General features: G+C 51.5%; 21 protein-coding genes, 1 rRNA gene and 1 riboswitch. Of the genes, 8 read left to right on the forward strand and 14 right to left on the reverse strand.

The features are described 5' to 3' along the window. Positions 1-12 precede the first annotated feature (12 nt). Genes thiH through thiC form a run of 6 tightly spaced genes read right to left on the reverse strand, consistent with a single transcriptional unit; the run spans position 13 to position 5,454 of the window. On the reverse strand, positions 13-1,143 hold the full coding sequence (gene thiH, locus AYY16_RS09865; RefSeq protein WP_067365719.1) for a 2-iminoacetate synthase ThiH: 1,131 nt from the start codon (positions 1,141-1,143) through the stop codon (positions 13-15). After that, positions 1,140-1,907 (reverse strand): thiazole synthase, encoded by a 768-nt coding sequence (locus tag AYY16_RS09870; RefSeq protein WP_067365720.1) that lies wholly within the window; start codon positions 1,905-1,907, stop codon positions 1,140-1,142. Before AYY16_RS09870 ends, thiH begins: the two co-directional genes overlap by 4 nt. 2 nt (positions 1,908-1,909) lie before the next feature. Then, positions 1,910-2,110 carry a sulfur carrier protein ThiS gene (gene thiS, locus AYY16_RS09875; protein WP_067365723.1) on the reverse strand — a complete coding sequence of 67 codons (201 nt, stop codon included), beginning with the start codon at positions 2,108-2,110 and terminating at the stop codon, positions 1,910-1,912. After that, positions 2,101-2,859: a HesA/MoeB/ThiF family protein gene (locus tag AYY16_RS09880; protein ID WP_067365726.1), complete on the reverse strand. Its 759-nt coding sequence runs from the start codon at positions 2,857-2,859 to the stop codon at positions 2,101-2,103. The genes thiS and AYY16_RS09880 overlap by 10 nt, the downstream gene beginning before the upstream one ends. Beyond that, positions 2,849-3,502 carry a thiamine phosphate synthase gene (thiE, locus tag AYY16_RS09885; protein WP_156664987.1) on the reverse strand — a complete coding sequence of 218 codons (654 nt, stop codon included), beginning with the start codon at positions 3,500-3,502 and terminating at the stop codon, positions 2,849-2,851. The genes AYY16_RS09880 and thiE overlap by 11 nt, the downstream gene beginning before the upstream one ends. After that, positions 3,502-5,454: a phosphomethylpyrimidine synthase ThiC gene (gene thiC / locus AYY16_RS09890; protein ID WP_067365729.1), complete on the reverse strand. Its 1,953-nt coding sequence runs from the start codon at positions 5,452-5,454 to the stop codon at positions 3,502-3,504. The genes thiE and thiC overlap by 1 nt, the downstream gene beginning before the upstream one ends. Before the next feature lie 151 nt (positions 5,455-5,605). After that, a riboswitch (TPP riboswitch) is annotated at positions 5,606-5,725 on the reverse strand. A 221-nt stretch (positions 5,726-5,946) separates the two neighbouring features. Between thiC and AYY16_RS09895 the strand changes: the two genes are divergently transcribed. Then, on the forward strand, positions 5,947-7,524 hold the full coding sequence (locus tag AYY16_RS09895) for a methyl-accepting chemotaxis protein (RefSeq protein WP_067365731.1): 1,578 nt from the start codon (positions 5,947-5,949) through the stop codon (positions 7,522-7,524). Positions 7,525-7,639: 115 nt separating this feature from the next. On the opposite strand, the gene AYY16_RS09900 is transcribed toward AYY16_RS09895, so the two are convergent. From AYY16_RS09900 to AYY16_RS09925, 6 genes are all read right to left on the reverse strand, one after another. Next, entirely contained in the window at positions 7,640-8,179 is a 540-nt protein-coding gene (locus AYY16_RS09900; RefSeq protein WP_235846269.1) for an HAD family hydrolase, read from the reverse strand. Positions 8,180-8,318: 139 nt separating this feature from the next. Further along, complete coding sequence (locus AYY16_RS09905; RefSeq protein WP_067365734.1) at positions 8,319-9,347, reverse strand: ABC transporter ATP-binding protein; 1,029 nt, start codon at positions 9,345-9,347, stop codon at positions 8,319-8,321. 10 nt (positions 9,348-9,357) lie between these two features. Beyond that, entirely contained in the window at positions 9,358-10,158 is an 801-nt protein-coding gene (locus tag AYY16_RS09910) for an ABC transporter permease (protein WP_067365737.1), read from the reverse strand. Beyond that, complete coding sequence (locus AYY16_RS09915; protein ID WP_067365740.1) at positions 10,145-11,038, reverse strand: ABC transporter permease; 894 nt, start codon at positions 11,036-11,038, stop codon at positions 10,145-10,147. Before AYY16_RS09915 ends, AYY16_RS09910 begins: the two co-directional genes overlap by 14 nt. Further along, positions 11,031-11,855, reverse strand: a complete 825-nt coding sequence (locus tag AYY16_RS09920; RefSeq protein ID WP_067365743.1) for an alkaline phosphatase family protein — start codon at positions 11,853-11,855, stop codon at positions 11,031-11,033. Before AYY16_RS09920 ends, AYY16_RS09915 begins: the two co-directional genes overlap by 8 nt. 10 nt (positions 11,856-11,865) lie before the next feature. Next, complete coding sequence (locus tag AYY16_RS09925; RefSeq protein ID WP_067365746.1) at positions 11,866-12,945, reverse strand: ABC transporter substrate-binding protein; 1,080 nt, start codon at positions 12,943-12,945, stop codon at positions 11,866-11,868. 203 nt (positions 12,946-13,148) lie between these two features. On the opposite strand from AYY16_RS09925, the gene nudC reads away from it, so the two are divergent. The 6 genes from nudC (at position 13,149) to AYY16_RS09955 (ending at position 17,637) form a co-directional block, all read left to right on the forward strand. After that, the gene (nudC, locus tag AYY16_RS09930) at positions 13,149-13,931 is read left to right on the forward strand and encodes an NAD(+) diphosphatase (RefSeq protein ID WP_067365749.1); all 783 of its coding nucleotides are present in this window, start codon (positions 13,149-13,151) and stop codon (positions 13,929-13,931) included. Between the two features lie 106 nt (positions 13,932-14,037). Further along, positions 14,038-15,105, forward strand: coding sequence for a uroporphyrinogen decarboxylase (gene hemE / locus AYY16_RS09935; protein ID WP_067365752.1), 1,068 nt, complete (start codon positions 14,038-14,040; stop codon positions 15,103-15,105). A gap of 35 nt (positions 15,106-15,140) precedes the next feature. Next, positions 15,141-15,884 (forward strand): deoxyribonuclease V, encoded by a 744-nt coding sequence (nfi, locus tag AYY16_RS09940; RefSeq protein WP_067365753.1) that lies wholly within the window; start codon positions 15,141-15,143, stop codon positions 15,882-15,884. A gap of 6 nt (positions 15,885-15,890) precedes the next feature. Beyond that, positions 15,891-16,481 carry a YjaG family protein gene (locus AYY16_RS09945; RefSeq protein ID WP_067365754.1) on the forward strand — a complete coding sequence of 197 codons (591 nt, stop codon included), beginning with the start codon at positions 15,891-15,893 and terminating at the stop codon, positions 16,479-16,481. A 182-nt stretch (positions 16,482-16,663) separates the two neighbouring features. Then, entirely contained in the window at positions 16,664-16,936 is a 273-nt protein-coding gene (gene hupA / locus AYY16_RS09950) for a nucleoid-associated protein HU-alpha (protein ID WP_067365755.1), read from the forward strand. A gap of 47 nt (positions 16,937-16,983) precedes the next feature. Beyond that, positions 16,984-17,637 (forward strand): DUF1481 domain-containing protein, encoded by a 654-nt coding sequence (locus AYY16_RS09955; protein WP_067365757.1) that lies wholly within the window; start codon positions 16,984-16,986, stop codon positions 17,635-17,637. A 24-nt stretch (positions 17,638-17,661) separates the two neighbouring features. On the opposite strand, the gene purD is transcribed toward AYY16_RS09955, so the two are convergent. Both purD and purH read right to left on the reverse strand, forming a co-directional pair. Further along, the gene (gene purD / locus AYY16_RS09960) at positions 17,662-18,945 is read right to left on the reverse strand and encodes a phosphoribosylamine--glycine ligase (RefSeq protein WP_067365759.1); all 1,284 of its coding nucleotides are present in this window, start codon (positions 18,943-18,945) and stop codon (positions 17,662-17,664) included. A 23-nt stretch (positions 18,946-18,968) separates the two neighbouring features. After that, positions 18,969-20,558, reverse strand: coding sequence for a bifunctional phosphoribosylaminoimidazolecarboxamide formyltransferase/IMP cyclohydrolase (purH, locus tag AYY16_RS09965; protein WP_067365763.1), 1,590 nt, complete (start codon positions 20,556-20,558; stop codon positions 18,969-18,971). 591 nt (positions 20,559-21,149) lie between these two features. Here purH and AYY16_RS09970 point away from each other — a divergent pair. Further along, positions 21,150-21,230 (forward strand): 16S ribosomal RNA (locus AYY16_RS09970); the annotation flags it as partial.

Below are 21,230 nucleotides of genomic sequence, written 5' to 3' on the forward strand. Positions count from 1 at the left end.
GCCCGCTTTATTTTACCGCCCCAGATATTGATCCCAGTCTTTCCATACCGGTTGAAGCCCCGCCGCCAGCAGAGCATCTGTTACCTGCTGTGGTGTGCGGTTGTCATGCGGGCTGAACTGTTCCAGCTCCGGGTCATCCCCTTGTGCGTAGCCGCCCGGCTGGGTTTTTGACCCGGCACTGACCTGGTTAATCGCGACCGGCACCATATGATCGCGGAAATACGGCGATTCCCGGGTGGAGAGGGATAACTCAATGTCCGGTGCAAACAAACGGAAGGCGCAGATAAGCTGTACCAGCTCTGCGTCATTTATCAGTGACTCCGGCTCAATGCCCCCCGCGCACGGGCGCAGGCGGGGAAATGAAACTGAATAGCGGCTTTTCCGGTAGCGCAGGCGGAGATAGTTAAGATGCTCCGCGACCATATAACAGTCAGTGCGCCACTGAGCAGAAAGCCCGATCAGCGCACCCAACCCGATTTTGTCGATCCCCGCCTGACCTAAGCGATCGGGTGTCTGTAAGCGCCAGTGAAAATCTTGTTTGCGACCTTTCAGATGATGCCGCTGATAGGCGCTTTCGTGGTAGGTTTCCTGGTAAACCATCACACCATCCAGCCCGAGCGTTCGCAGCTCGGCATATTCCTCTGTCGCCATCGGCTGCACTTCCATCATCATAGTACTGAAATAATTGCGGATTAGAGGAAAGGTTTCGCGGAAATACGCCATGCCGACTTTGCGCTGATGTTCGCCCGTTACCAGCAGCAGACTGTCAAACCCGAGAGCCTTAATCGCTTCGCATTCCGTTCGGATTTCTTCCGGTGTCAGGGTTTTTCGTTTTATCGCGTTACTCATGGAAAAACCGCAGTAAGTACAATCATTGGCGCACAGGTTGGAGAGATAAAGCGGCACATACATACCAACGACGTGCCCGAAACGCTGACGGGTCAGTGTTTGTGCTTTCTGCGCCATCTCTTCCAGATACGGGCGGGCTGCCGGGGAAATCAGTGCCATAAAGTCCGGTAACGTCAGGTTTTCCCGGTTCAGTGCCTGTTCAACATCACGCGCTGTTTTACTGTTCAGCTGCAAAGTAAGGTTGTCCCAATCCAGTTGCTGCCAGTGTTCACTGAAGGTATTGTTGTCAGTCATAGCGCCTCCAGAAATGCGGTCAGCGGGCTGGTGGCGGTCGCATGTTGCTGCTGAGGGGCAAGTTCTGCTTCCCGCGCCAGAAGACCTGCTTCCACTGCCTGACGGAATGCATTTGCCATCAATACCGGTGAGCGCGCAATTGCCATAGCGGTATTCACCAGCACGGCATCAGCCCCCAGTTCGATGGCTTCCAGCGCGTGGCTTGGTGCGCCGATCCCCGCATCAATCACGACCGGTACTGTTGCCTGTTCAATAATAATCCGCAGCATATCGCGGGTCTGTAATCCCCGGTTGGAACCGATAGGCGCACCCAGCGGCATTACTGCGGCACAACCGACTTCTTCCAACCGGCGGCATAATACCGGGTCTGCACTGCAATAGGGCAAAACAACAAATCCCTCTTTGACCAGGGTTTCGGCAGCAGACAATGTTTCTATCGGATCAGGCAGTAAATAGCGGGCGTCGGGATGGATTTCCAGTTTGATCCAGTGGGTATCCAGGGCTGCCCGCGCCAGACGGGCGGCAAATACCGCTTCCTGTGCATTTTTTGCGCCGGAAGTATTCGGCAGCAGTTTTATCCCCAGTTCGCGGAGCGGAGCGAGGATCTCATCATGCCCTTGTGCAAGATCGATGCGCTTCATCGCCATAGTGACTAACTGGCTGCCGGAGGCGGCAATCGCGTCCTGCATTGTGCGGCTGTTCGCGTATTTTCCGGTGCCGGTAAATAAGTGAGATGTAAATGTGGTATCTGCAATGGTCAGCATAATTAGCCTCCGGCGATAGCCTGAAAAAGTAACACCTGATCGCCGTCATTGATGATGAAATTGCTCCATTCATCACGGACAACAATGGTCTGATTGACGGCAACGGCAACCCCGACAGCAGGGCGTTCAAGGTGCGCCAGCAATGCGCTGACAGTCAGCGGCTCTGTGAAAATCATCACATCATCATTTACTGTTATGCGCATACGGCAGCCTCCCGGCATACCGGGCAGTGTGTTGCCCGCTGCAATTGCAAGGTGCTCCAGCTCTGCTGTTTGCCGTCAAAAAGGCGCAGTTTTCCGTCCAGCGCAGAGGGTAGCCCTGCCAGCAGTTTGATCGCTTCCAGCGCCTGTAACGTGCCGATCACGCCGACCACCGGACCAAGCACACCGGCTGTGCGGCAGTTGCGCTCAGGAACCACATCATCGGGATAGAGACAGCAATAGCAGCCGTGCTCAAACGGCGGAGTGAGTACCAGCAACTGACCACTGAACCCGACGGCGCTGCCGCTGACCAGGGTTTTTCGCTGTGCAACACAGGCGGCATTGATAGCATGACGAGTGGTCATGTTATCAGTGCAATCCAGTACAATATCCGCTTGTTTTACATGATGTTGCAGAGTGTCTCCTGTCTGGCGGACAGTAACCGTATTCAGGCGCAGCGACGGGTTCAGCGCCCGCAGACGTGCTGTTGCGGTTTGCGCTTTATTCGCCTGCACATCCGCTTCGGTATATAAAATCTGGCGCTGAAGATTGGAGATATGAATGTCATCATCATCAATCAGAGTCAGTTCGCCGACTCCGGCGGCGGCCAGATAAAGTGCCGCCGGAGATCCCAATCCGCCGAGACCCACGACCACGGCATGAGACTGTTTGAGTTTCAGCTGACCTTCCGGGCCGATATCTTCCAGCAGCAACTGGCGGCTGTAGCGCATAAAATCATAATCACTGAGCATGGCTGACCTCCGGGTTTTCTGTGTATTCGCCGGTCAGCCGCAGCAATTGCCGGGTCGCTGCCTGCCAGTCCGCGGCTTTTGTGATGGCGCTGACTACCGCGATACCGCCGACACCGGTGGCAAGCACCTTTGGCGCTGTTTCACAGGAAATGCCGCCGATAGCCACGGTAGGTATTTCCGGGGTCGCCGCGACCTGGCGGGCTAAATTGTCCAGCCCCTGAGGTAAAGAAGGCATGTCTTTGGTTTGTGTGGGAAAAATATGCCCCAGTGCGATATAAGACGGATGCAGTGCTTTCGCGCGTTGCAGCTCGCTTTCATCGTGTGTGGAGATCCCCAGGCGCAGCCCGGCTTGTTGGATCGCCTGTAAATCAGCCAGCGCTGAATCTTCCTGACCGAGATGCACGCCGTAAGCGCCGTGTTTTACAGCCAACCGCCAGTAATCATTGATAAACAGCCGTGCCTGATAGTGTTTGCCAAGTGCGATGGCCGTGCGGATCTGTTCATCAACCTGCGCATCGGTTCTGTCTTTGATCCGTAGCTGGATAGTGCGCACGCCAAGTTTCAGCAGGCGCTCAATCCACAGCACAGAATCCACTACCGGATACAGTCCTGATTTTTTTTTCCGTCCGGGCGAATGGTGCATCAGGCAGATTCATCGATACGCTCCTCTGCACCGTGATACAGCTCGCTGCCTTTGGCGCGGAAGGCGTCAGACATCTCTTCCATCCCGGCGGCGTAGTCGCGCACTTCCTGTGAAATCTTCATGGAGCAGAATTTGGGTCCGCACATAGAGCAGAAATGCGCGACTTTGCCGGATGCCTGCGGCAGGGTTTCATCATGGTAGGTGCGGGCAGTTTCCGGGTCTAACGCGAGGTTGAACTGATCTTCCCAGCGGAATTCAAACCGCGCTTTGGACATGGCATTATCGCGGATCTGCGCGCCCGGGTGTCCTTTGGCGAGGTCTGCCGCATGAGCGGCAATTTTGTAAGTGATAAGTCCTTGTTTAACATCTTCTTTATTTGGTAATCCCAGATGCTCTTTGGGCGTCACATAACAGAGCATTGCACAGCCGAACCAGCCAATCAGTGCGGCACCAATGCCGGAGGTGAAATGGTCATAGCCGGGTGCGATATCTGTCGTCAGTGGTCCCAGGGTATAGAACGGTGCTTCATGACAGTGCTCCAGTTCTTCGGTCATGTTTTTGCGGATCATCTGCATCGGCACATGGCCCGGACCTTCTATCATCACCTGAACATCATATTCCCACGCGATTTTAGTCAGTTCGCCCAGGGTGTGCAGCTCGGCAAATTGCGCGGCATCATTGGCGTCCTGAATAGATCCCGGACGCAGCCCGTCACCTAAAGAGAGCGCGACATCATAGGCGGCACAAATCTCACAGATTTCGCGGAAATGCACATAAAGGAAGTTTTCCTGATGATGTGACAGGCACCATTTCGCCATAATTGAACCACCGCGCGAGACAATCCCGGTCAGGCGTTTCGCTGTCATCGGCACATAGCGCAGCAGCACACCGGCATGGATAGTGAAGTAATCCACACCTTGCTCCGCCTGCTCCAGCAGGGTATCGCGGAACATTTCCCAGGTCAGATCTTCTGCCGTACCGTTTACTTTTTCCAGCGCCTGATAAATCGGCACCGTGCCGATAGGCACCGGGCTGTTGCGCAGGATCCATTCACGGGTTTCATGAATATAGCGCCCGGTGGAGAGATCCATCACTGTATCCGCGCCCCAGCGTGTTGACCAGACCAGCTTTTCCACTTCCTCTTCAATCGAAGAGGTGACAGAGGAATTCCCGATATTGGCATTCACTTTTACCAGGAAATTGCGTCCGATGATCATCGGTTCTGATTCAGGATGATTAATATTCGACGGAATAATGGCGCGCCCTGCGGCGACTTCGTCACGGACAAATTCCGGTGTGATATTTTCCGGCAAATTCGCGCCGAAATGCTGCCCCGGGTGTTGCTGTAACAATACTTCCCCGCGAATACGCTCGCGACCCATGTTTTCGCGGATGGCGATAAACTCCATTTCCGGGGTCACAATGCCCCGGCGGGCATAATGCAACTGAGTGACACACACACCGGCTTTCGCTTTCAGCGGGGTCGGGCGATCCGGATAGCGCAGGTGATCCAGTCCGTTATCCGCCAGGCGCTGTTGTGTAAAATCAGAACTGAGTTGAGTGATGTGTTCTGTATCGCCGCGCTCTGTTATCCAGTTTTCACGCAGACGGGCAAGACCTGCGCGGACATCCAGTTTTATGTCCGGGTCGCCGTAAGACCCCGCGGTGTCATAAACCGGCACCGGCTCATTTTCTTCAAACTGCGGATTGGCTTTATCACCACCGATCAGTGTCGGCGACAGCGCAATTTCGCGCATCGGTACACGGATATCCGGGCGCGAGCCGGTGAGATAAATACGGGAAGAGTTGGGGAAATTAACCCCTTGCAGGGTGCTGATATATTCCTCTGCTGCATCGCGTTGTTCACGGCGCGAGCGGGCTTTGGAGGGCGCAGGTGTGTGTTCTGCATCCGGCGAAATATCAGTGGTGTGAATACGGTGCTCATTGGACATAGCAAATTCCTTACAGTGAACCGGCAATAAGCCGGAAGAAAAAGTGAGAAATTGCTTGTCTGGAGGTGCGTCAGGAGTAATACGTGATAACCGGGCTGTCAGTCATGTATCTGATCTGATTACAGATTGATACCACCAGCAGCGGTTAAAAGAAAAGATTACTCTTGTTCCCTTCGCGGGTACTAACCCGATCAGGTTCCGCGGATCCCGAATTAACGGTCTCAGCCCGATTTATCACAAGGATAAATGCTGGGCACTCCGACAAGAAAGATTTCAGTATAAGAAGCTGTCCGGAAACTACAACCTTTTTATAACATCTCAGTATTCACAGATTGAATCGTAGCGGCCAAATATAAAAAAAAATTAAATTAAAACTGATAATTTTCGGTTAGTTGCCGATGTTTTTTTATCGGCATGCCTTGTTACGGCATATCAGGAAAGACATTTGGTTATTTATTGTCATTATTGATTACTTTCTGCATCAGGAAAAATATGAATCTTAAAAATACGACGATCCGTGTCAGGTTATCTGTCACATTTGGTGTTCTGATCGCCATTCTGGCTCTGGTTTCAGGGATGGCGGTTATGAACCTTTATAAAGACAAAGAGATGTTCACGAATTACGTTAACGGAACATATGCACTTCAGGTTCAGGCGTATGAAGTTCGCCATGCGACGGAAGAGCGGGCGATCATGCTGCGGGATATGATCAATGCCACTGATAAGAAAGATAAAACAGAAGAACTGAGCCGTTTTGACGAAGAGGACAAAAAAGTGAGAGAAAGAACTCAGACACTGCTGGATATGGTGAATGAGTTTGGCATGGATCCGCAGGGGCGGGTCTTGCTTGATAAGATGATAGCGGATGAAAAACAGTATGCCTTAGTCACCCGGGAAGTTCTCGAACTGGATAAGCAGGGCCGGCATGAGGATGCTATTGCGAAAATGATGGATGCGGAATATGCCGCATCGGATGCTTATATCATGTCATTCCGTGCCAGCAGAGATTACGGCACCGGCACCGGTAACCAGCTCATTCAGAAGTTTGATACGAATTTTGAACGTCAGAGTAACATTATTCTGGTGTTTGCACTGCTGGCGTTAACGCTGGCTGTTGTCTCCGGGGTGATGATTATCAGAAATCTGACCCGCGCCCTGGGTGCCGAGCCTGCCGAGCTGAAAGAAGTAGCGGAGCGGGTGGCCTCCGGGGATTTATCGTCGTCCGGACAGGTGCGGCCTGCACCGGAAGGCAGCGTGCTGAGTACGCTGAAAGCCATGCAGGACAATCTGGCAGAAATCGTCGGCAAGGTACGCAACAACAGTGACAGTATTGTTACCGGTACCATGCAGATAACCAGCGGTAATGCCGACCTGAGCCAGCGGACCGAATCCCAGGCGAGCAGTCTGCAACAGACCGCCGCATCCATGGAGCAACTGTCTGCCACCGTGAAAAGCAGTGCGGATATCGCCGGTAAAGCTAACCGTATGGCAGCGCAAGCGTCGGAAGCAGCCCGCGACGGCGGTAAGAAAGTGGAGCAGGTGGAGCGTGCGATGCAGGATATCGCGCAGTCATCACAGACTATCACCGATATTATCAGTGTGATTGACGCGATTGCGTTCCAGACCAATATCCTGGCACTGAATGCGGCCGTGGAAGCCGCCCGGGCCGGTGAGCACGGACGGGGTTTTGCTGTCGTTTCCGGTGAGGTCCGCACTCTGGCGCAGCGTAGTGCGCAGGCGGCGGGGGAAATCAAAATGCTGATTAATGCCAGTGTCGAACGGGTGGGTACCGGCAGTAAACTCGTGGCGGAAGCCGGTGAATCCATGCAGGTGATTGTTACCCAGACGCAGGGAGTGAGTCAGATGATCGATGAATTGACCCTGGCAGCCAACGAGCAGTCGCAGGGTATTTCGCAGGTCGGGATTGCGGTTCAGCAGATTGACGAAGTGACGCAGCAGAATGCGGCGCTGGTGGTAGAAAACGCCGCCGCCGCCGGGAGTCTGCATCAGCAGGCTGAACAATTGATGCAGGTGATGAGACAGTTCAGACTGAACACCAGCCGCGACTGATTAGTCACGTCCGTCCCGTTATATCAGTATCATCACGGCGTCATGCACACAGTATAACGCCGTTATTTTTTCAGGTATTTTTACGGGTAACTTTGCCGGTAACTCTGTCAGTCAGTTATTGCGCCGTTAACTGCCAGGTCAGCTGTGTCCAGCCCTGCTTCTCTGCTTCGGTCTGTAACACCGGGTCGGCATTGACAGTCAGGACATCTGTTGCATAGTGACACAGGGGAAGGTCATTGGCGGAATCAGTATAAAAAATCGTGCGTTCCGGTAAAAACTGGCGAATATCCAGGAAGTTAGCCAGTTTTTCAACTTTGCCTTCGCGGAAGGTGGTGATCCCCTGTAACGCGCCGGTGTAGCGTTCATCTTTCACTTCCAGTTCAATACCGAAAGCCAGATTAACACCCAGCATCTTTGCTACCGGTTTGACGATAAAATCGCTGGTGGCAGAAATAATCACTATTGGTACGCCATTCTCTTTGTAGAATGCGAGCGTCTTTACCGCATCCGGATAGATAACCGGGCGGATTTTGCATTCAATAAAATCCGCAACCCATTCATCTACCTGCGCCACTGTGGCATGTTCCAGTGATTTCAGATTAAACGCCATATACGCCGCCATATCCAGCTTGCCGGTGCTGTAATCTTCCATCATTTGTTTATCTGCATCGAGATAAGCGGGATCAGTAATAATTTTTTTTCTCCCACAGATACTCTGTCCATAACAGGCTGCTATCTGCGGCAATTAAGGTGTGATCGAGATCGAAAATGGCTAATACAGACATGATATTCCTTTAATTAACTGACGGGGCGAGGGTGCGGATTTCATTTTTATTGAACATCAGTTCCAGTTGTGTGCCCTGTTCAAACAGTCGCTCAGAGGAGCGGTTCAGCAGATCAACGGTCAGTGCGCCCAGTCCGGTATCTACCTGATAACGGATGATATTACCCAGTAACTGGCTGTCACGTATTGTACCTGATACCGGGTGAGAAATGTGATCGCCGTACTGACGACCGGTTTCGCGCACATAAATCGACTCCGGACGGATAGCGACAATTCCGCTGAGATTCAGACCGAGCTGGCTGTTTGCACTGTCTGCACTGACCAGGTTGTAATGCCCCATAAAGCGCGCAACAAACTCATCAGCCGGCTGGGTATAAATATTTTCCGCCGTATCACTCTGAACAATTTTCCCTTTATTCATCAGGAAAATACGGTCAGACATCTGCATCGCCTCTTCCTGGTCGTGAGTGACAAAAATAGTGGTCAGATTCAGTTCCCGCTGGATCTGGCGGATTTGCTGGCGCAGATGTTTGCGGATCTGCGCGTCCAGTGCGGACAGCGGCTCATCGAGCAGTAAGATCCGGGGTTTCATCACCAGCGCCCGGGCAAGTGCCACGCGCTGACGCTGCCCGCCGGAAAGCTGCTGCGGTAACTGATGCTCTTTGCCGTTCAGTCCGACCAGTTTAATCACATCTGCCACGGCTTTTTGCTGCTCATTGAGAGGGATTTTCTGCATCTTCAGACCGAAGGCAATATTGCGCTCCACACTCATATTCGGGAACAGGGCATAGCTCTGAAATACCATGCCGATTTCACGTTTTTGTGGCGACACATGAGTAATGTCATGTTTATTCACATAAATTCTACCGTCATTAACGGACTCAAGACCGGCAAGGCAGCGCAGTAAGGTGGATTTCCCGCAGCCGCTGGGGCCGAGCAGAGTGATAAATTCCCCTTTTTCCACTGAAAAATTCAGCCCGGAAAATACCGGGGTGGCAGCGAAAGATTTTGTCAGGTTTTCAGCAATTACATAGCTCATCAGCAGTTCCTCAGCGGCTTAAACGCGATGCTGTCAGTGTCAGGATCAGGGTGAAAACAAAGTAACTCATTACCAGCGCGGAGGTGAAATGCCCGCTCGTCTGGCGCATGTTATAGAGATAAATTTGCAGTGTTTCAAAGCGCGTACCGACCAGGATATTGGCAAACACAAATTCGCCGAACAGAAAAGAAAACGCGATCAGCAGTGATACCAGCAAGCCTTTGCGGATATTCGGTACCACGACCAGCAAAACGGCTTTAAAGGTGCTTGCGCCAAGCAGGTGCGCGGCATCCATTAAATCTTTCAGCGGCACACCATTGAGACTATTGGCGAGCGCCCGGTACATAAACGGCAGCGCGATAGTGAAATAGGTGCCGATCAGTATCCAGGGTGTGCCGACAATCGGAAAAGGTCCGTCAGCAAACAATTGCAGTAATCCGACTGAAGACACCACCGGCGGCACAGCGAACGGCAGAATAATCAGTATTTCCATCACCCCTTTCAGGCGCGGGAAATAATAGAACACGGCAAATACCAGCGGCAGGATCACCAGGGCGCTGAGTGCCAGGGTGACAAAGCAGATAAACAGTGAGCGCCCGAAGGCGGCAAGAAATCGCGGATCCTGCCAGAGCTTCATATACCACTGAAGTGTCAGTCCGTCGGGCAGTACAGTCGCACCCCAGCGGGAGGAAAATGAATAAATCAGTGTGGCGGCAATCGGTAACAGCAGCATAACCACAATGATACTGAGCATGATTTTGTGGTAACGGGGAATTGCCGGTGGGGTCAGGGCAAGATCAGCACTTGGCATGGTAACTCCGTTTCAGCAGCCAATGATATGTTGCGGTGATAAATCCAAGAATAACCATCAGTAATACAGATAGTGCCGCTGCCATATTGGGTTCAAGGAATAAATCCCCTGATACCAGGCTGGCGATACGGATCGTCACCATATTGTAGTTACCGGTCGTCAGGGCATAGGTGGATGCATAAGCGCCCACAGCATTGGCGAACAGAATAATGAACGTGCCGAGCAGCGCGGGTGAGAGCACCGGCAGTGCCACATAGCGCCAGTAGGCAAGGCGTCCGGCGCCCATGGTTTTGGCGGCATCTTCCCATTCCGGTTTCAGGGCATCAAACGCGGGATAGAGCAGTAAGATGCCCAGCGGGATCTGAAAATAGAGGTAAATCAGCATCAGCCCCGTGGCACTGTAGAGATTGAAATCATCAATCACGCCCCAGGCTTTTAATTGCAGAGTGACTGCCCCGTTCACGCCGAGGATTATCACAAACGCAAATGCCAGCGGCACACCACTGAAGTTTCCTGTCATATTGGTAAAGGCAATCAGCCAGCGGCGCGGGCGCGGTGGTGCATGTTGCAGAGAGGCGGCAAACAGCGCAGCAAGAATTAATCCGCCGACACTTGAAAGACCGGAAATCCATAAGGTGTTTTCAAACGCCTGAATATAAAAAGGGCTGGTAAAAACCTCGCTGAAATTAGCGAATGACCAGGCATCTTCATAAATAAAACTGTTAATAATCACCCACAACATAGGTGCAAGCTGAAAGAGCAGAAACAGCACTGCCGCAGGCAACAGTAACAGCATCGGTTTCAGCGCAATACGGCGTGGGGTTACGCGGATTTGCTGCTGCTTTTTCATGACGGTCAGCTCCGGCAGAATATCAGCCATGGTGATCTTCCCGCAGCAGGTGAGGCACAGAGGGTTTGTCGTGTCCGGTCAGACCGAGTAACCGGCAGATTGCCCCGCACAATTGTGTCTGTTTCACCGGGAGAGAATCATCATGAGAAAAGGCATCCCCGACAACAAACAGCGGCACATGGCGCTCTTCATCCAGAATGCCGCCGTGTGATCTGTCATTATTCATGCCGTGGTCGCTGGTCACCAGCACCTGATAACCGGCTTCCCGCCATGCCGGCAGATAAGCGGAGAGCCGACCATCAGCCCGGCGGGCGCTGTTGCGGTACTGCGGGGAATCAGCGCCAAACTTATGTCCGGTATCATCAATATTCATAGGATGAATAAGAAGAAAGTCGGGATGGTATTCACGGCGCAAATATTCCGCATCAATAAACAGATGATCATCCGGATAGCTGTCTGACTGATAAAAACAGCCGTGTTGAATAGCCAGCGAATCATCATGAGTGAAACGGTCACGGACGGCATCAAACGGTGCGCGGTTATATAACTCACTGACCCAGTGATATGCCGCAGCGGCAGTGGTCTTTCCGGCTTTCTGTGCCAGGGAAAAAATACTGTCGTTATATGACAAACGTACAACCTGGTTATGAACAACCCCGCTGTCGACCGGGCGGATGCCGGTCAGAATACATTCGTACAGCGGACGGGAAAGTGAGGGTAACTCACAATCAAGGCGGTAAAGTGTGGCGTCCTGAGATTCAGTCAAACCCTGCATAAAGCCCATGCAATCATGGGCTGTGCGGTAGTTTAAGCCATCCAGAACGACCAGGATAACAGTGTGATTCATGGTCATTCCGTTAGTTCATGTTGATGATAACGTTTTGCTGCCACAGTTTCGGCAACTGGCGGGAGGTTTTTTCCCAGCCATCAAAATCAGTGATAGGTTTTGCACTGGTATACTGAGATTCCGGCAGCAGTTTTGCTTTGATGCTGTCCGGCAATGTCAGGTGCGCTGCGCGGATAGGGCGGGCATAGCCTTCGGCGAGGTTAAGCTGTCCTTTATCACTGAAGATAAATTCACGCGTCAGTTTTGCAGCATTCGGGTTTTTGGCGAATTTATTGATGATGGTGGAGTAACCTGATGTCACAGAGCCGTCAGACGGGATCACGACGGTAAAGCGCTTGGCATCAATCTGGTCACGGTAGCTGAGGGCGTTGAAATCCCACATCACGGCCACTTCAACTTCGCCTTTCTCTAAATTAGCCACACTCGGGTCATTGAGTGACAGGCGTTTCTGTTTGGCTAATTCAGCAAACATATCAATTGCCGGCTGAATATTGGTTTCGTTACCACCGAGGGCAAAGGCTGCTGCGAGCACGCCGCTGTTGGCTTGTGCGGCGATCCCGACATCCCCGATAGTCACACGGTATTTTCCGTTGCGCAGATCCGCCCAGCTTTTTGGCTGATCTTTAACGAGGTCATTATTGATGATAAAGGCAATGGTGCCGGTATACGCCAGCGCCCAGTTACCGTCTTTGTCTTTTGCCCAGTCAGGAATTTGATCCCAGGTAGTGGGTTTATAAGGCTGAACAACCCCTTTTTGTACGGCAACCGGACCAAATGACGCGCCTACATCCCCGATATCTGCCGTAGCGTTATTTTTTTCGGCGGCAAATTTGGCAATTTCCTGTGCCGAACTCAGGTCAGTATCCTGATGTTTCAGACCATATATCTTTTCAATATCCGCCCAGGTCCCTTTCCAGTTTGCCCAGGCGTCCGGCATACCTACGCTGTACACGACGCCTTCTTTTTTGGCGGCGGCAATTAATTCGTCTAACCCGGTATTATCTGTTGCAGCAAATGAGGAAAAAGATGCCGTGATAACGGCGGCAGTCAGTAATGTTTTGGTGATAACCGGAGCAGAAAATTGTTTCATAATACCCTCGTAAGTTAGCTGACTAAGTATAAGCAGACGACGGTAGGGTATGACGTATTTGTGACAACTGGCTGACACTGATATGACACTTTTCTGACAGCATATAAGCAGAGAAGACAACCGCTTTGCACGCCGGGTATTCTCCCTGTGAAGAGAGTATGATTTAATTCATCAATACTTTATTAACAAGATATCGTGAAACTATGCAGCAGATTTTAACGGGCGATGAAACAGGGTATTGGGTGATAAGCGCAGATAACCGGGTCTGGCTGCCGGAAGGGCAATTACCGGAAGGAAGTGCGGCGCAATGGATGCTGACCGGCAAACCGGCAGTGCGTATCGGTGAATGGCAGGGACTGCCGGTCTGGCTCATCCGTGAAAAAATGCGCTCGGATATGTGTTCACCCCGCATTATTGCCGCAGATAATGATGATTTATTCAAAATGGCCGGACGCGGCGTGCAGCTTGCGGAATTTTACCGCTCGCACCGCTACTGCGGCTATTGCGGTGCGGCAATGAAATACAGCGAAAGTGAATGGGCATGTCTGTGTGATGCCTGCCGCGAACGTTATTATCCGCAGATAGCGCCGTGCATTATTGTCGGTATCCGCCGTCATGATTCTATTCTGCTGGCACAGCACCGCCGCCATAAAAATGCGCCGCTGTTTACTGTGCTTGCCGGGTTTGTGGAAGTGGGGGAAACCCTGGAAGAAGCGGTTGCCCGCGAAGTAATGGAAGAGAGCCGCATTGAAATTCAGAATATCCGCTATGTGTCTTCTCAGCCGTGGCCGTTCCCGCACTCACTGATGATGGGCTTTCTGGCGGATTATGCCGACGGTGAAATTCACCATGATCCGGGCGAACTGCTCAGTGCGGACTGGTATCACTATGATAACCTGCCGGTTATTCCGCCGCCGGATACCATTGCCCGCCGCCTGATTGAAGACACGGTTGCACTGTGCCGTCAGGATGATGAAGACGCGTGATACTGCCCTGAACACAGCCCTGATTATAAGCAATATGCATGCTACAATGCTGGTTTTATAACGTACATCAATACGTTACGCGGCCATTAACTTTTTGGAGTCTGTCATGAGTGAATTGAAAAACGACCGCTATCTGCGTGCATTACTGCGTCAGCCTGTGGATATCACCCCGGTATGGATGATGCGTCAGGCCGGGCGTTATCTGCCGGAATATAAAGTTACCCGCGAACAGGCGGGGGATTTTATGGCACTGTGTAAAAACACAGAGCTGGCCTGTGAAGTCACATTGCAGCCGCTGCGTCGTTTCCCGCTGGATGCGGCGATTCTCTTTTCCGATATTCTCACCATTCCGGATGCAATGGGTCTGGGGCTCTATTTTGAAACCGGCGAAGGCCCGCGTTTTATGCATCCGGTACAAAGTGCCCGTGATGTGCAAAAGCTGCCGGTGCCGGACCCGGAACTGGAACTGGGCTATGTTATGGATGCTGTCCGCGCTATCCGCAAAGCCCTGAACGGCGATATTCCGCTGATTGGCTTTTCCGGCAGTCCGTGGACATTAGCCACTTATATGGTGGAAGGCGGCAGCAGCAAAGCCTTCACAAAAATCAAGAAAATGATGTATGCCGAACCGCAGACATTGCATCTGCTGCTGGATAAACTGGCAGACAGCGTGATTTTGTACCTGAATGCACAAATCAAAGCCGGTGCGCAGTCTGTGATGATTTTTGATACCTGGGGCGGCGTACTGACCGGGCGCGATTATCTTGAATTTTCATTGCATTATATGCATAAAATCATCGACGGACTGATCCGTGAAAATGACGGACGCCGTGTGCCGGTAACCTTGTTTACCAAAGGCGGCGGTCAGTGGCTGGAAGCGATGGCGGCAACCGGCTGTGATGCGCTGGGGCTGGACTGGACAACGGATATCGCAGATGCGCGCCGCCGCGTAGGTGACAAAGTCGCGCTTCAGGGCAATATGGATCCGTCCATGTTATATGCATCACCTACGCGTATTGAAGACGAAGTGGCATCCATCCTGGCCGGTTTCGGGCAGGGCGAAGGGCATGTGTTTAATCTCGGACATGGCATCCACCAGGATGTGGAACCTGATCATGCCGGTGCTTTTATTGACGCAGTACACCGCCTGTCAGGAAAATACCATCAGGGCTGATGTCAGCCCGCTTTAACAGAATAACGGAGGTCGTGATGTCAGAGATTGACACCCGTACGCTGAAAGCCCGGCAGATTGAACTGGCACAACAGGTCAGTTTGCAGGATGTGGTTATCGATCCCCGCTATGTGGCGGGGGTTGATGTTGGTTTTGAGGATGAAGGGCGGATAACCCGCGCCGCCGTCGTGATCCTTACATACCCGGACCTGGTTGTGGCGGAGTATCAGATTGCCCGCATTCCCACTCAGCTTCCCTATATCCCGGGACTGCTCTCTTTTCGTGAAATCCCGGCTATTCTTGCCGCGTGGGAAAAACTGACCTTAAAACCGGATCTGGTGCTGGTGGATGGTCAGGGACGTGCACATCCGCGCCGTCTCGGTGTTGCCGGTCATCTGGGCGTAACACTGAATATCCCGGCTATCGGCGTTGCCAAAAGCCGCTTGTGCGGACATTATGACGCACTCGCGGAAGGTGTGGATGCACAGTCCCCTCTCATGGATAAAGAGGAGCAGCTTGGCTGGGTCTGGCGCAGTAAAGCGCGCTGCAATCCGCTGTTCATTTCTCCCGGACATCTTATGAGTATTGACACGGCATTAGTGTGGGTGAAAGCCATGATCCGTGGCTACCGCCTGCCTGAACCCACCCGCTGGGCTGATGGTATTGCCTCAAATCGAACGTTTTTCGTCCGGTTGAAACAGAAATATCCAGATTTTCCACGTAAAGATGTGGATATTATGGATTTTCAGGTAAACTGCGGCACATGTCAGAGTAACGAGTAATACGGAATGTTAAAGAACCCGATCCATTTACGGCTGGAAAAACTGGAAAGCTGGCAGCATCTCACTTTCGCAGCAAGTCTGTGCGAGAGAATGTACCCCAATTATGCCGTTTTTTGTCAGCAGACCGGGTTTGCTGATCCGTCTCTTTACCGGCGTATTCTGGAACTCATCTGGGAAGTGCTTACCGTCAAAGATGCAAAAATAAACTTTGACAGCCAGCTGGAAAAGCTGGAAGAAGCCATCCCCGATGGTGAAGACTATGATATTTATGGTGTGTTCCCGGCTATTGATGCCTGTGCGGGACTCAGTGAACTTGTTCACATGCGTCTGAGCGGTGAAACGCTGGAACATGCTATCGCGGTAAGTGAAATTTCGGTTGGCACTGTTGCCATGCTGGAAATGACACAGGCCGGACGCGAAATGACCGATGAAGAATTAAAAGAATTACCTGCTGTTGAAGAAGAGTGGGATATTCAGTGGGAAATTTTCCGCTTATTAGCTGCATGCGAAGAGCGCGACATTGAGTTGATAAAAGGCTTGAAATCAGATCTCCGCGAAGCGGGGGTCAGTAATATTGGCGTTAGTTTAGGCGATTAAATCAAAAAACGTGATTTAAGCCTATAAATGCCGATGTTAAAGACTTCACAATTGCCCCGTCTCTGGTCTACAGTGAGGGGCGAAAAGAAGTGGCTATCGGGGCGCGTGTATCAGGGCTGTCAAATGACACATCCGACGCACTCGATGCTTTGCAAACGATAAACACACTGTAAGGATATTTTATGAATAAGACTCAATTGATTGATGCTATCGCAGAAAAAGCAGAGCTGTCTAAAGTACAGGCGAAAGCAGCGCTGGAATCTACACTGGCGGCCATCACAGACTCTCTGAAAGAAGGCGATCCCGTACAATTAGTTGGCTTCGGTACTTTTAAAGTTAACCATCGTGCAGAGCGTACCGGCCGTAACCCGCAGACTGGTAATGAAATCAAAATTGCAGCGGCAAATGTGCCAGCTTTCTCTGCCGGTAAAGCACTGAAAGACGCAGTAAAATAATTGCGTTGCAAAAACAGATTATCAGAGGGGGATTTCGTCCCCTTTTGTTGATCAGACAGGGGCTGCTCGCACTGGGCTTTTGCTCATTGCTCAGCGCCTGTTCCGGTCAACCCACACTTCCTCCCTTCAGTGCCTCCGGCTATATTGCGGATGATGGCGCTGTCAGAATGTGGCGTCTTAACGCCGACAATGTCTCCCGTGTTCTGATGAGTGTTTACAGTCCGTACCGTGACGGACAAACGGTTGTGACCGTCTATGAATTCCGCCGCGGAAAACTCTGGCAGATCCGTACTGAATATCTCGGTGATAATGGTTTCTCTGAACAACTGCGCCTCGACCACGAGGGTAATGCGATTTTTATGCAGCGGGAAAAGAACGGACAAAAATCACCACTGAGCACGGATGAAGTAGCGCGGATAACGTTTATGGCAGAGCGTCAGTTATCCCTGAATACCGCACTTATCACCGGCGACATCCGTCTGAAACAGGGACAATGGCGAGACAGCTATGTGACTGACTGTCAGGGAAATAAATCGTACGTTGAGTTTAATGCCGAAACTGAACACTTCCTGGCTAAACGCCAGCGGAACAGTACATCACCTATCTATATTGCGTGGCTGGAATCGCCGGAAGGGCGTGAAATTTTGCTGGCTGCGAATGATAACTTCTGTAAATGGGAACCCACGGAAGATTCACTGTAAATCTCCCGCAGGTTTTATCACTGCTTAGTTTTTCAGTCTTTCAATAGCACGATAGCCGATATCCCGGCGATAAAATGCCCCGTCCCACTGAATATGACGCAGCGCGGCATAAGCCTGTTTTTGTGCCTGTGCGATATCATTACCTAATGCGGTGACACACAATACCCGTCCGCCGTTAGTAACAACCTGTCCGTCTTTCAGTGCAGTACCTGCCTGGAATACTTTGCAGTCAGCTTCCTGAACATTCAGCCCGTCAATGATATCACCCTGACGATAATTTCCCGGATAGCCACCGGCTGCCATCACAATTCCCAGCGCCGGACGCGGATCCCACTGTGATGTTTTCCCGGCTAACTGCCCCTGCGCACCCGCAAGACACAGTTCCACGAGATCAGATTGCAGACGCATCATAATCGGCTGGGTTTCCGGGTCACCAAAGCGGCAGTTGAATTCAATGACTTTCGGCTCACCGTTTTCATCAATCATCAGACCTGCGTACAGGAATCCTTGATAGATATTACCTTCGGCGGCCATTCCTTCGACTGTCGGATAAATCACTTTCTCCATCACCCGCTGATGAACAACATCAGTCACTACCGGTGCCGGAGAATACGCACCCATCCCGCCGGTATTAGGTCCGGTATCACCATCACCGACCCGCTTGTGATCCTGACTGGTTGCCATCGGTATGATATTTTTGCCATCAACCATAACAATAAAACTGGCTTCTTCGCCGGTCAGAAACTCTTCAATCACAATGCGGTGCCCGGCATCGCCGAAGGCATTGCCTGCGAGCATGTCATGTACGGCATCCTGTGCTTCTTTCAGTGTCATGGCGACAATCACGCCTTTGCCCGCCGCGAGTCCGTCCGCTTTGATAACAATGGGCGCGCCGACTTTATTAAGGTAGGCAAGTGCAGGTTCAATCTCTGTGAAATTCTGGTATGCCGCAGAGGGAATATGGTGGCGTGCCAGAAAATCTTTGGTAAAGGCTTTTGAGCCTTCGAGCTGTGCGGCACCTTTTGTCGGACCAAAAATGGTCAGACCGGCGGCAGTAAACACATCGACCACACCCATCACCAGCGGCGTTTCCGGTCCGACAATAGTCAGACCGATATCGTGGGATTGTGCAAAAGCCAGCAGTCCGTCAATATCCGTTGCATCAATATCCACATTTTTAAGATGCGGTTCCTGCGCTGTACCGGCATTACCTGGTGCGACATAAACATTTTCCGCCAGCGGAGATTGCGCTGCTTTCCAGGCAAGGGCGTGTTCGCGCCCGCCGTTACCAATAATCAGAATATTCATAAGGTAAGTTCCGGTTTCTTTTATTAATGGCGAAAATGGCGCATGCCGGTGAAAATCATGGCAATGTTGTGCTCATCTGCGGCAGCGATCACTTCATCATCACGAATAGAGCCGCCGGGCTGGATGACACAGGTTATCCCGACCGCTGCTGCGGCATCGATTCCGTCGCGGAACGGGAAGAAGGCATCAGATGCCATGGCACAACCGGCAACTTCCAGCCCTTCATCACCGGCTTTGATCCCGGCAATTTTCGCGGAATAAACCCGGCTCATCTGACCCGCGCCCACGCCGATGGTCATATCATTCTTAGCATAAACAATGGCATTGGATTTGACGAACTTCGCCACCTTCCAGCAGAACAGAGCATCTTTCAGTTCCTGCTCTGTCGGCTGACGCTTGCTGACAACCTGTAAGTCATTGCCGGTGACCATGCCGAGGTCACGATCCTGTACCAGCAGCCCGCCATTTACGCGCTTGAAATCAAGTGCGGCAACCGGGTTCTGCCACTGACCACAGGTCAGTACGCGGACATTTTGTTTTGTTGCAAGGATTGGCAATGCATCTTCAGCAACTGACGGGGCGATAATCACTTCCACAAACTGGCGCTCAACAATGGCAGAGGCTGTTTTGGCATCCAGCTCACGGTTAAACGCGATAATCCCGCCGAATGCAGAAGTCGGATCAGTTTTAAAGGCATTGTCGTAAGCGGTCAGTAATAAAGGTGCGACTGCCACTCCGCACGGGTTTGCGTGCTTCACAATGACACAGGCAGGCTGAGTAAACTGTTTTACACACTCAAGTGCGGCATCAGTATCAGCGATATTATTATAAGAGAGGGCTTTGCCTTGTAACTGAACGGCGGTACTGATCGAGGCTTCCTGAATATTCTCTTCTATATAGAAGGCAGCATTCTGATGGCTGTTCTCGCCATAGCGCATATCCTGCTTTTTGATAAAGTTCAGATTCAGGGTACGCGGGAACTGACCGGAAGGCTGAGTGGTATCACCGTGATAAGGTTTGACCTGCTGTCCGAAGTAGTTAGCGATCATGCTGTCGTAAGCGGCTGTGTGCTCAAAGGCTTTAATTGCAAGATCAAAACGGGTGTCAAAACTCAGGCTGTGCTGACCGGCATCCATCTCTGCAATAATAGTTGCGTAATCGCTGCTCTTTACCACAATCGCCACATCTTTATGGTTCTTTGCCGCAGAGCGGACCATGGTCGGGCCGCCGATATCGATATTCTCAACCGCGTCTTCTGTGGTGCAACCCGGTTTTGCCACTGTTTCAGCAAACGGATAGAGATTCACTACCACCATATCGATGGCCTCTATCTGATGCTTCGCCATTACTTCATCATCAATACCGCGGCGTCCTAAAATCCCGCCGTGTACTTTCGGATGCAGGGTTTTGACGCGTCCGTCCATCATTTCCGGGAAACCGGTGTAATCGGAGACTTCCGTGACAGGCAGCCCGGCCTGAGATAACAGACGGGCAGTGCCGCCGGTTGACAGCAAATCAACACCACGGGCGGCGAGCGCCTGTGCAAATTCAATGATGCCGGTTTTGTCAGAGACACTGAGCAGGGCGCGACGGATAGGGCGAAGCTGTTGCATGAGTTTGGATCCCTTGAGTTCAGCTAAAAATGATAGTGGGGTGCAGGTGAAACCGGGTTATTGCATAAGATTTCAAAACCCGGGGCAAAGATCAACAGGTCATTAATAGTGCCGATTGTAACGCAAACGTTTGCGTGATGCTTGGGAATTTTATGATTTTTTACAGTTTGTGGATAACTTTGTGCGTAACCCGGTATAAACAGGGGTTTTGCTGTGGAATGCAGCAAACAGTCAGAAATTTGAAAATTAACACTTGTCTTCTGAAAGCGACTCCCTATAATGCACCCCACTGACACGGAACAACACGCTGACAAGCGCGCCGGCAGTGAGAAGAACAGCACGAAGTTGAAAAACAAATGCTTGACTTCAGAGGTGAAAGGCGTAATATACGCAGCCTCGCAACAACGCAGAAGACCGGCAACGGCAGCGTATGTTTGCAATGCTCTTTAACAATTTATCAGACAATCTGTGTGGGCACTCACAGGACATATCGCAAAATATTATTTTTGAGAAGTCTTGAAGAGTGACCAAAGCAGCAGCTTCGCAAGAAGCAGCAGTAAACAGTTTATTTCTTTGAGCATCAGACACTTTTAATTGAAGAGTTTGATCATGGCTCAGATTGAACGCTGGCGGCAGGCCTAACACATGCAAGTCGGGCGGTAACAGGGAGAA

Origin of the sequence: Morganella psychrotolerans (assembly GCF_001676155.1) — a bacterium.
In the GTDB taxonomy this organism is placed as follows: domain Bacteria; phylum Pseudomonadota; class Gammaproteobacteria; order Enterobacterales; family Enterobacteriaceae; genus Morganella; species Morganella psychrotolerans.

Coding starts and splice junctions, on each gene's coding strand:
- thiH (WP_067365719.1), bottom strand. CDS start 1,143: ATGACTGACAACAATACCTTCAGTGAACACTGGCAGCAACTGGATTGG.
- AYY16_RS09870 (WP_067365720.1), bottom strand. CDS start 1,907: ATGCTGACCATTGCAGATACCACATTTACATCTCACTTATTTACCGGC.
- thiS (WP_067365723.1), bottom strand. CDS start 2,110: ATGCGCATAACAGTAAATGATGATGTGATGATTTTCACAGAGCCGCTG.
- AYY16_RS09880 (WP_067365726.1), bottom strand. CDS start 2,859: ATGCTCAGTGATTATGATTTTATGCGCTACAGCCGCCAGTTGCTGCTG.
- thiE (WP_156664987.1), bottom strand. CDS start 3,502: ATGCACCATTCGCCCGGACGGAAAAAAAAATCAGGACTGTATCCGGTA.
- thiC (WP_067365729.1), bottom strand. CDS start 5,454: ATGTCCAATGAGCACCGTATTCACACCACTGATATTTCGCCGGATGCA.
- AYY16_RS09895 (WP_067365731.1), top strand. CDS start 5,947: ATGAATCTTAAAAATACGACGATCCGTGTCAGGTTATCTGTCACATTT.
- AYY16_RS09900 (WP_235846269.1), bottom strand. CDS start 8,179: ATGATGGAAGATTACAGCACCGGCAAGCTGGATATGGCGGCGTATATG.
- AYY16_RS09905 (WP_067365734.1), bottom strand. CDS start 9,347: ATGAGCTATGTAATTGCTGAAAACCTGACAAAATCTTTCGCTGCCACC.
- AYY16_RS09910 (WP_067365737.1), bottom strand. CDS start 10,158: ATGCCAAGTGCTGATCTTGCCCTGACCCCACCGGCAATTCCCCGTTAC.
- AYY16_RS09915 (WP_067365740.1), bottom strand. CDS start 11,038: ATGGCTGATATTCTGCCGGAGCTGACCGTCATGAAAAAGCAGCAGCAA.
- AYY16_RS09920 (WP_067365743.1), bottom strand. CDS start 11,855: ATGAATCACACTGTTATCCTGGTCGTTCTGGATGGCTTAAACTACCGC.
- AYY16_RS09925 (WP_067365746.1), bottom strand. CDS start 12,945: ATGAAACAATTTTCTGCTCCGGTTATCACCAAAACATTACTGACTGCC.
- nudC (WP_067365749.1), top strand. CDS start 13,149: ATGCAGCAGATTTTAACGGGCGATGAAACAGGGTATTGGGTGATAAGC.
- hemE (WP_067365752.1), top strand. CDS start 14,038: ATGAGTGAATTGAAAAACGACCGCTATCTGCGTGCATTACTGCGTCAG.
- nfi (WP_067365753.1), top strand. CDS start 15,141: ATGTCAGAGATTGACACCCGTACGCTGAAAGCCCGGCAGATTGAACTG.
- AYY16_RS09945 (WP_067365754.1), top strand. CDS start 15,891: ATGTTAAAGAACCCGATCCATTTACGGCTGGAAAAACTGGAAAGCTGG.
- hupA (WP_067365755.1), top strand. CDS start 16,664: ATGAATAAGACTCAATTGATTGATGCTATCGCAGAAAAAGCAGAGCTG.
- purD (WP_067365759.1), bottom strand. CDS start 18,945: ATGAATATTCTGATTATTGGTAACGGCGGGCGCGAACACGCCCTTGCC.
- purH (WP_067365763.1), bottom strand. CDS start 20,558: ATGCAACAGCTTCGCCCTATCCGTCGCGCCCTGCTCAGTGTCTCTGAC.